This is a genomic window from uncultured Kiloniella sp., from assembly GCF_937128705.1.
Taxonomy (GTDB): domain Bacteria; phylum Pseudomonadota; class Alphaproteobacteria; order Kiloniellales; family Kiloniellaceae; genus Kiloniella.
On the sequence record NZ_CAKZMP010000352.1, the window covers coordinates 1 to 8,889 of the forward strand.

Below are 8,889 nucleotides of genomic sequence, written 5' to 3' on the forward strand. Positions count from 1 at the left end.
GATTGAGCAAAGATTGCTGTGGCTTTCGCACTGGATGATCCACAATGCCAATCATCTGCGCGCTAAGGAAGATGGTATCAAAGTCGGCGGACATCAGGCGTCTTCAGCCTCTATGGTGTCGATTATGACGGCGCTTTATTTCTCTGCTCTGAAACCCGAAGACCGTGTGGCTGTTAAACCTCATGCATCACCAATTTTCCATGCCATGCAGTATCTCATGGGTAATCAAACCTTGGAAAAGATGCAAAATTTCAGGGGTTACAAAGGTGTACAGTCTTACCCTTCACGAACAAAAGATATCGATGATGTTGATTTCTCTACGGGCTCAGTTGGCTTAGGTGTTGCGATAACATCTTTTGCGTCTCTGGTTCAGGATTACATTCAGGCAAAGTCATGGGGACAAGATCTTTCGCTTGGGCGCATGGTTGCCCTTGTCGGGGATGCGGAACTGGATGAAGGTAATATATACGAAACCCTGCAAGAGGGGTGGAAAAACGATCTGCGTAATACTTGGTGGATTATTGACTATAACCGCCAGTCACTTGACGGTATCGTGCGCGAAGGATTGTTTCAACGCATAGAGCAAATTTTTGACGCCTTTGGATGGGATGTTGTCCGGGTTAAATATGGTCACTTACAGCGCGCAGCCTTTGAAGAACCGGGCGGGGAGAAGCTAAAAGACTGGATCGATAACTGTCCGAATCAGCTTTATTCTGCCTTGACCTATATGGGGGGTAAAGTTTGGCGCGAACGTCTGATGGATGCCTTGGGCGATCAGGGAGATGTGACGGCTTTAATTAACAAGCGCAGCGATGATGAGCTTGCCGAGTTGATGGAAAATCTGGGCGGTAACTGCGTTCAGACCATGGCAGAAACATTCGATGCTATTGATCATGACAGACCTGTTTGCTTCTTGGCCTATACCATCAAAGGATGGGGCACACCGATTGCCGGTCATAAGGACAACCACGGTGGCTTGATGAACAAGCCTCAAATGGCTGAATGGCAAGCTCATATGGGGGTGTCAGAAGGGCAGGAGTGGGAAAAATTTGCTGCCGTTGCTGATGTAAAGGGATTACAAGAATTTCTGGATAAAACGCCTTTCTTTGCCAAGGGGACGCGGCGCTATTCTGATGCGGTTGTCGAGGTTCCAAAAATTGAGTTGGCAAGCGATCGCGAAATTTCGACTCAGATGGGCTTTGGTAAGATCCTGGATGATCTGTCCAAAGGAAGTTCTGATCTTGCGCAGCGTATTGTAACCACATCACCGGATGTGACGGGAACAACAAATCTCGGCCCGTGGGTCAACCGTCGGAAACTCTTTGCCCGGAGCGAACAGAGCGATACCTTTATTAACGAGAAAATTCCCTCAACAGCGAAATGGGAATTCACCCCCGAAGGTCAGCATATCGAACTCGGTATTGCTGAAATGAACCTCTTTCTGCTTCTTGGTGCTGCGGGCTTGTCGCATTCTCTGTATGGTAAGCGCTTGTTACCAATCGGGACTGTTTATGATCCCTTTGTCGCCAGAGGTTTGGATGCGCTGAACTATGCCTGTTATCAGGATGCGCGTTTCATGATTGTTGGCACGCCATCAGGTATCACTCTGGCACCGGAAGGCGGGGCGCATCAATCTATTGGGTCGCCGCTGATTGGTATGTCTCAGGATGGTTTGGCTGCGTTTGAGCCTGCTTTTGTGGATGAGTTGGCAATCATCATGCAGTGGTCTTTTGATTATATGCAGCGTGATGGCGAAGGTGAGCCAAACGAACGCACCTGGCTTCGGGATGAAACAGGAGGATCTGTTTATCTGCGGTTGACCACGAACCCGTTGGAACAGCCAGGGCAAAGATCAAATGCAGACTTTGAGCAGGGCGTTATTGATGGGGCTTATTGGATGCGTAAACCGGGCCCCAACTGTGAGTTGGTGATTGTTTATCAAGGTGCCGTTGCTAATGAAGCCATTGATGCAGCAGGTAAATTGGCGCAACACAATCGTGATGTCGGTGTTCTTGCGGTGACGTCAGCTGATCGTTTGAACGCGGGATGGACTGCGGCGCAACGTGATCGCAGTCGCGGCAATCGTCAGGCCACTAGTCATGTTGAGCAGCTATTCTCTCGTTTGCCAAAGCATTGTGTTGTTCTTACTGTGATTGATGGCCACCCGGCAACACTGTCATGGCTTGGGGCTGTTGGCGGGCATCGCACAATTCCCCTTGGTGTTGAGCACTTCGGTCAGACAGGCACGATTGGCGATCTGTATCGTCACTTTGGTCTGGATTCAGAATCAATTGCCAAATCTGCAAATAACGCCTTGCAAACGCCCTATGAAATAGCGTCATAAAGTATGCAGTTTGTATGTTGATGGCTTTTGTAATAGGCCATTTCATCCAAATAAAAACAAGCCGAGGCAATATTACTTGCCTCGGCTTGTTTGGTTCTACGGTCTAGCTTAAGGGCTACACCAAATCGGGCATACCTTCGCTGAACGGAAGTTTGGTTACCATCTTGCCTTTCGCAGCAAATATTGCGTTCGCCACGGCGGGACCAATCGGCGGGACACCGGGCTCGCCAACACCAGTTGGTGCAGCTTCACTTGGAACAATGTAAACATCCACTTCCGGCATGTCTGTCAGGCGAAGAGGCTCGTAGTCATGGAAATTTGATTGATCAACAATACCCTCATCCAGGGTGACGGCATTGCGAAGAACGGCACCTAAACCAAAGCCGATCCCGCCTTCCATCTGTGCTTTGACAACGTCAGGATTGACCACTATCCCGCAATCTACAGCACACCAAACCTTTTCAACTTGTAAAACGCCGTCTTCATCAAAGCTGATTTCGGCGATTTGTGCGACCACAGAACTGAAACTTTCGTGAACTGCAACACCGCGATATCGTCCCTCGGTAATTGGTGAGCCCCAATTTGCTTTTTCTGCCACCAGATTAAGTGTTGCCAGATGGCGAGGGTGGTCCTTCAGCATTGAACGGCGGAAATCAACGGGATCTTTTCCTGCTTTACTTGCCAGTTGATCAATAAAGGTTTCCGTTGAATAGGCGGTGTGTGTAGAGCCGACGGAACGCCACCAGAGAACAGGTACCTTTACATCCGTTGTGGTTAGATCCACAGATATATTTGGTATGTCATAAGGCAGGTTTACAGCACCTTCCACTGATGTTGCATCTACTCCATCTTTTACCAGAAAGCCTTCGAACGCGGTTCCTGCGACGATGGATTGTCCGACGATTGAATGCTGCCATCCCGTGATATTCCCTTGATCATCAAGCCCGGCTTTGAGTTTGTGGTGATAGGCTGGTCGATATCTTCCACCTTGAATGTCGTCTTCCCGGGTCCATACCAATTTAACAGGTACGTTACCTTTACTCGCTTTGACGATCATTGCTGCTTCTGAAACCATATCGGAATCAGATGTTGCGCGACGACCAAAGCTACCACCAGCAAGTTGGGTATGAATTTTGACCTGTTCAGGATTTAGCCCAAGGATGGTCGCAACAGTATGTTGATCACCCGTTGGGATTTGTGATCCAGTCCAGACCTCGGCACCTTGATCGGTTTGCTCAATCACACAATCCAATGTTTCCATTGGCGCGTGAGCGAGATATGGAAAGTCATAACTGACTTCAAGTGTATGTTTGGCTTCTGCAATAGCCGTTGTTGCATCCCCGTCATAACGAGCAGGTAAGCCTGGTGTTTTGGCTAACTCACGGTACTCAGCCATGATCTGTTCTGAACCCCGCATTTCTGCTTGGCTGTCATCCCAATCAACTGTGATTGCGTCACGCGCTTTTATAGCTGCCCATGTATTCTTAGCCATGATGGCAACACCGCGTGGTGTTTTAACAGATCCGACATAGCCTTTAATACCTTTTGCGTCCGTATCATCAAAAGACTTAACCAGTCCGCCAAATCGTGGTGGTCGCTTTACAACCGCGATAACCATTCCGGGCCGGCTTATGTCCAGCGTGTATATCGCGGTACCATTGGTTTTGGGTGCAATATCTTTACGATTGACATTACGCCCGATGAGTTTGAATTGGTCGGGTGTTTTTAGCTGAACTTTTTCCGGGACTTGTTGTTGAGACGCTTTTTCAGATAGTGCGCCAAAGGTTTGTTCCTTTGATGATTTCTCATGTCTTACAACGCCGTCAGAAACCGTGATTTCTGATACAGGAACATTCCATTCTGCACTCGCGGCCTGTACCAACAAAGCACGGGCCTTGGCGCCAGCCTCACGAAGCTGCGTCCATGAATTCGCGATGGCTGTTGATCCGCCCGTTCCCTGATAGGGCCCCCAAAAGAGATTGTTATATTTACTTGCATCCGCGGGGGCAGATTCAATGCGGATTTGATCCCAACTTGCGTCAAGTTCATCGGCAAGGATTGTGGCTAAACCAGTGTGGCTACCTTGTCCGAATTCGATGTGTTTTGCGATAACAGTGACCAGATTATCCGTACCAATGCGAACAAATGCGTTTGGAGAAAATTGTTGACCCGGGACGGCCGCAACAACACCTTTACCTGTTATGTGGAAGCCAATAAGCAACCCGGTGGTTACGCCAGCACCTTTAAGGAACGTACGGCGGCTTGAAGCTAGTGTTTTTGTTGTTGTCATGTTCTTAAGCCTCCATCAGATCAGAAGCGTGATGAATGGCTTTTCTGATCCGGACATAGGTCGCACAACGACAAACATTGCCGTTCATGGCTTCATCGATTTCTTCGTTGCTTGGTTTGGGGTTTTGGGCGAGCAATGAGGTTGCCGACATAATTTGACCCGATTGACAGTAACCACATTGGGGAACTTCAATTTCTTCCCAAGCCGTCTGAATGGCTTTTGCTGCTTTTCCGTCAATGCCTTCAATCGTCGTAATATTAAGGTCGGCAGCATCACTAACAAGTGTTTGGCATGATCTTACAGGTTCGCCATCAAGGTGGACCGTACAGGCACCGCATAGTCCTGCGCCGCAGCCAAATTTTGTTCCTGTAAGTCCGATTTCGTCACGGATCACCCACAATAAAGGGGTGTCGGGATCGACGTCTACTGATCTTTGCTCATTGTTTAATGTGAAAGTAATCATGGTTAAGTTCCTGACAAGTTCTATGTTTATGGCCTTATTCTTACGTATGGCTGTGACATGAAAATAGAAACGATCAGGGGATTATAACAGATCCGTTCTTGGGATAGTTTATAAAGATCTTGGGGTGTTTTGGTGTTTTAGGTCTGATTTAAACCTTAACGCCTCTATATTTTGCGGGGGTAATACCTGTTAACCGCCGGAACGTTTGAGTGAAATTACTCTGGCTGTTGTATCCGACTTGATATGCAATTTCCGCTGTCGAATCCCTTGATGTCATCAAAAGAGATTTAGCTTTTTCAATTCTTCTTTCTGCAAGAAAGCGGTGTGGCGGCAGTTCTGTTAAGTCTTTAAACATTTTTGCGAAATGATAACGGCTCATTGTTGCAACATTGGCAAGCTCATCAAGCGTTATCTGCTTCTCTAGATTATCTTCGATATATTCAATGACACGATTTAGACGGGGATCGCGATGTTGAGTTGTAGTATCTTCGATGCGAGCATAGGCGCGATAAAGATGAGAGGCCAAAGCGAGTGTCATGGTGTCTCGATAAAGGGCAGAATAAGCATCATCTTCTTGACTGGAATCATACAGATTCAAAATCAGTTGGAGGATTGTTGGGTCTTCTAAACAGCATACAGGAAGATCAGGAATGGCTTGCCCTTCTGGCAGTACATCGCGCAATGTTTGCAGGGGGAGAATAAGACGCAAGCTTCGCGAAGATGTCTCGTAGCCACAATGAATATTAATACCCGAGGGCACCATCCATCCTGTTCCAGTATTGTATTGCGCTAGATTGCCTGATCGATATCTTTTACTAACGGGTGCAAGTGCATAATTCAGGGTTAATTCACTCGTAGAGAGAACACAGTCGCCAGGTGCAATATCGTTAATTTCAATTGTTCCTGTTCGCCATGAGTTTGATAACGAACCCAGCGTTTCCAGCTTCTCAACTAATCCTGTGTTTAACATCAATCTACTCCCCAAGCCGTTCTTCTAAATAGGTATGAGAAAAGGAAACCACAACTTTCTATCTATTAATTATTTTTGCTTTTCAATATTTTCATAGCAATACAATAGTATGATCATGTATGCAGTGAAGAAATCACGCTCTAAACCTTGGAATGAAAACAGCAATGACAACTAAACAGGTGAAACTTTTAATATCAGGGCGTGTCCAGGGCGTCTGGTACCGTAGATGGACGGTTGATGTAGCTCAAAAGCTGGGTCTTGCTGGGTGGGTTCGAAATTTGCCAACTGGACAGGTTGAAGCTGTTGTCAAAGGAGAGGTGGATAAGATAGATGTTTTGGTCAAGTTATGTCATGAAGGACCTGAGCACGCCAACGTGATCTCTGTCGAAGAAACTGTTGATACATCTGTCTTGGGCAATGAAATGGAGTTTGTTCAAATCAGGTAGTGGTGCTTTCCTCAGGCAGGCAAGTCTTCGGGCTTGAAAACTTCATAAAAGGCTTCTTTCATCGCGACATCCAGATCTTCCATAGAGATGCATAGCCCCAGATCAACGAGCGAGGTCACCCCGTGTTGATTAATACCACAGGGCACAATGCCTTCAAAGTGGGATAAATCGGGATCAAGGTTTATGGAGATCCCGTGAAAAGTGATCCATTTGCGGACTCTGACACCGATCGCGGCGATTTTGTCTTCGCGACCATTTCCGCGATCAATCCAGATTCCGACCCTGCCTTCGCGGCGTTCGCCTTTTACATTGAATTTTGCCAGTGTCTGTATAATCCATTCTTCCAGATTATATACAAATTTGCGGACATCTTTGTTATAGAGGTTAAGATTGAGCATAACGTAGGCAACACGTTGTCCCGGACCATGATAGGTGTATTGTCCACCCCGGCCGGCATCATAAACTGGAAAACGATCAGGTTCGATCAGGTCTTCTTTATCAGCCGATGTCCCCGCTGTGTAGAGGGGAGGGTGTTCCAATAACCAGACCGTTTGCGGAGATTCGTTCGTGAATATTTTTCCGACACGGTCTTCCATGAAATTCAGAGCATCTGGGTAGCTCACGTGGTTTTCCGTGAGGCGCCATTCGATTCCCAAGTCTTCATGCGTGGTATCTGGGTCATTCATTGGTCTATCATTTGTGAGTACTTGGGAATTTTTCACGGTTTTACTCATCGTATCTATGGCATCCCATGGATTGCTATGTTTTAATCGCGTCAGGGTGTCGCTTTTATGCGTCACACTGTCAAGACCGTCATTGGCAGGAACGAGCCGTTCCCAATTTATATATAAGGCATCGACTGCCCTAAGGAGCAATAAACTTTATGACGCAAGACCTGCGCGACGCTGCATTATTCTATCACCGCTATCCAACACCTGGAAAACTTGAAATTTCAGCAACCAAGCCGCTTGGCAACCAGCGAGATCTGGCTTTGGCCTATTCCCCCGGGGTTGCTGCGGCTTGTGAAGTCATTGTTGATGACCCAGCCGAAGCTTCTACCGTGACCTCACGCGGTAATCTCGTGGGTGTTATAACAAATGGTACGGCTGTTCTCGGGTTGGGGGCAATTGGTCCGCTTGCATCCAAACCGGTTATGGAAGGAAAAGCGGTTCTTTTTAAAAAGTTTGCTGGGATTGATGTTTTTGACATTGAGGTTGATGAAACCGATCCCGAAAAATTGATTAACGTCATTTCAGCGTTAGAGCCAACTTTTGGTGGTATTAACCTGGAAGACATCAAAGCGCCAGAATGTTTTATTGTCGAAGACGCGCTTCGGGAAAAAATGAACATTCCCGTATTTCATGATGATCAGCACGGTACTGCGATTGTAACCGCTGCGGGAATGATTAATGCGCTTGAGATTCAAGGCAAAAAAATTGAAGAAGCTAAAATTGTTTGTTTAGGTGCGGGTGCAGCAGCAATTGCTTGTATGAAGCTTTTAATTAGCTGTGGTGTTAGTTCTGAAAATATTTATATGCTCGATCGAAAGGGTGTTATTCACTCTGGACGTGATGACTTAAATCAGTATAAGGCAATGTTTGCAACTGAAACTGACAAGCGTACTCTTGCTGATGCATGTGAAGGCGCTGATGTGTTTGTTGGTTTATCAGGGCCTGATCTATTCCCTGCTGAAGCGTTAAAATCAATGGCTCCAAATCCAGTTGTTTTTGCGTGTTCTAACCCTGATCCCGAGATTGCCGTAGATTTAGCGCATGCTACACGTGATGATTTAATTATGGCGACAGGACGTTCGGACTACCCTAACCAAGTGAATAACGTGTTAGGTTTTCCTTTCATCTTCCGTGGTGCGCTAGATGTGCGTTCTACCGTGATTAACGAAGAAATGAAAGTTGCGGCGGTTCATGCAATTAAAGATTTAGCGAAAGAGCCTGTGCCTCAGTATGTTATTGATGCCTACGGCGGCGATGCTCTTGAGTATGGCAAAGACTATATTATTCCTAAGCCTTTAGATGAGCGTTTATTAGGGCTAGTCTCTGGTGCGGTTGCTCAAGCGGCGGTAGATTCTGGTGTTGCTAGGTTCCCATACCCTGCTCATTACCCACTTAAATCAGTTGCTGATATTAAATAGCACTATTTAAGGCGTATAAAAAACCTCGTCACTTTTAGTGTCGGGGTTTTTTATTGGGTAAAATTCGATGTTACGTGCGACTTAAATCGTTGCGAGTGTGCCTTTAAAATAAAAATAGCTTGCGCACGCTCGCATGATGGCCTGATTTTTTTAAGTGCTCATGGTTAAAAGATATCTTCAGGTGCAATGGTTTTGGGTGTGTCCATCAATAAAGATGGAATGTTTTC

At 46.6% G+C, this 8,889-nt stretch carries 7 protein-coding genes; 3 read left to right on the forward strand and 4 right to left on the reverse strand.

Features of this window, described 5'->3' with window-relative positions:
- Position 1: 1 nt before the first annotated feature.
- The gene (locus Q0241_RS17860; RefSeq protein ID WP_299380199.1) at positions 2 to 2,344 is read left to right on the forward strand and encodes a transketolase; all 2,343 of its coding nucleotides are present in this window, start codon (positions 2 to 4) and stop codon (positions 2,342 to 2,344) included.
- Positions 2,345 to 2,459: 115 nt separating this feature from the next.
- Here the strand turns inward: Q0241_RS17860 and Q0241_RS17865 are convergent, their stop codons facing one another.
- From Q0241_RS17865 to Q0241_RS17875, 3 genes are all read right to left on the reverse strand, one after another.
- The gene (locus tag Q0241_RS17865) at positions 2,460 to 4,634 is read right to left on the reverse strand and encodes a xanthine dehydrogenase family protein molybdopterin-binding subunit (protein ID WP_299380202.1); all 2,175 of its coding nucleotides are present in this window, start codon (positions 4,632 to 4,634) and stop codon (positions 2,460 to 2,462) included.
- Positions 4,635 to 4,638: 4 nt separating this feature from the next.
- Positions 4,639 to 5,097 (reverse strand): (2Fe-2S)-binding protein, encoded by a 459-nt coding sequence (locus Q0241_RS17870; RefSeq protein ID WP_299380204.1) that lies wholly within the window; start codon positions 5,095 to 5,097, stop codon positions 4,639 to 4,641.
- A 148-nt stretch (positions 5,098 to 5,245) separates the two neighbouring features.
- Positions 5,246 to 6,067 (reverse strand): AraC family transcriptional regulator, encoded by an 822-nt coding sequence (locus Q0241_RS17875; protein ID WP_299380207.1) that lies wholly within the window; start codon positions 6,065 to 6,067, stop codon positions 5,246 to 5,248.
- A gap of 164 nt (positions 6,068 to 6,231) precedes the next feature.
- Here Q0241_RS17875 and Q0241_RS17880 point away from each other — a divergent pair, with 164 nt between their 5' ends.
- The gene (locus tag Q0241_RS17880; protein WP_299380210.1) at positions 6,232 to 6,513 is read left to right on the forward strand and encodes an acylphosphatase; all 282 of its coding nucleotides are present in this window, start codon (positions 6,232 to 6,234) and stop codon (positions 6,511 to 6,513) included.
- An 11-nt stretch (positions 6,514 to 6,524) separates the two neighbouring features.
- Here Q0241_RS17880 and lipB read toward each other — a convergent pair whose 3' ends face one another.
- Positions 6,525 to 7,163 (reverse strand): lipoyl(octanoyl) transferase LipB, encoded by a 639-nt coding sequence (gene lipB, locus Q0241_RS17885; RefSeq protein WP_299380213.1) that lies wholly within the window; start codon positions 7,161 to 7,163, stop codon positions 6,525 to 6,527.
- A gap of 233 nt (positions 7,164 to 7,396) precedes the next feature.
- Here lipB and Q0241_RS17890 point away from each other — a divergent pair, with 233 nt between their 5' ends.
- Positions 7,397 to 8,662, forward strand: coding sequence for a malic enzyme-like NAD(P)-binding protein (locus Q0241_RS17890; RefSeq protein ID WP_366941199.1), 1,266 nt, complete (start codon positions 7,397 to 7,399; stop codon positions 8,660 to 8,662).
- The last annotated feature ends 227 nt before the right edge of the window (positions 8,663 to 8,889 follow it).